Below are 792 nucleotides of genomic sequence, written 5' to 3'. Positions count from 1 at the left end.
TTAATAGTTATCGCATCTGGTTCTTTTTTAGTAATCTCACAATTTGGAAATAATCTTAAAGATCTAGTTGACTTTGCAACTGTTTTGTCGTTTGTAATTGCTCCTGTAATTGCTATCTTTAATTTTAGGCTAGTCACTGGCAAATTTCTTGATAAAGAACATCAGCCATCAACTATGTTGAAAGTTTTGAGTTTTACAGGGATAGTTTTCTTGTCTGGTTTTGCACTGTTCTTTTTGATGATGAAATTCTTTTCATAACTCCTTCATCGTAATTAAAAATTGCTTTTTATTGTCTATGTTTTGAAGTTCAAGATTCCAAAATTCATGACAGGATAAGTCTCTCATATGTGGAATCTCTCTTGAGACTCGGTAGTCTCAGAAAGTTATTTTAACAGTGATTACAAAGTACTAATGAAACTTATGAAAATTTCAAAAAACATGCAAAGTGCACTGAATAACCAAATTACGCTAGAGGCAAACGCATCAAACAGCTATTTGTCAATGGCGTCCTGGTGTGAAGTTACAGGATATGAAGGTGGCGCTGGTTTCTTTTATGCACAGTCTGACGAAGAGAGAACTCATATGCTAAAGATTGTTCATTATCTGAACAGTTTGGGAATCCCAGCAGTTATTCCTGCAACAAAACTACCTGCAAGCAATTACAAATCACTGGAATCGATTCTAAAGACTGCTCTGAACAACGAACAATTGGTAACTGCCGCAATTCATAAGATGGTGGAAATCTCACAAAAAGAAAAGGATCATTCAACGTATGCATTTCTAGAATGGTTT

The 792-nt window shown here is 34.7% G+C and carries 1 protein-coding gene and 1 pseudogene; both read left to right on the top strand.

The window, feature by feature from the left end; translation table 11 throughout:
* Positions 1-258, top strand: a pseudogene (locus BD31_RS08915) (divalent metal cation transporter); the annotation flags it as partial.
* 162 nt (positions 259-420) lie between these two features.
* Positions 421-792, top strand: a 372-nt coding sequence (locus BD31_RS08910; RefSeq protein ID WP_048097626.1) for a ferritin, incomplete at its 3' end; no start/stop codon positions are given.

The organism is Candidatus Nitrosopumilus salarius BD31 (assembly GCF_000242875.2).
Classification (GTDB): Archaea; Thermoproteota; Nitrososphaeria; order Nitrososphaerales; family Nitrosopumilaceae; genus Nitrosopumilus; species Nitrosopumilus salarius.
Note: the sequence above shows the minus strand (reverse complement) of the source record. Positions and strands in the feature narration are given on the sequence as shown.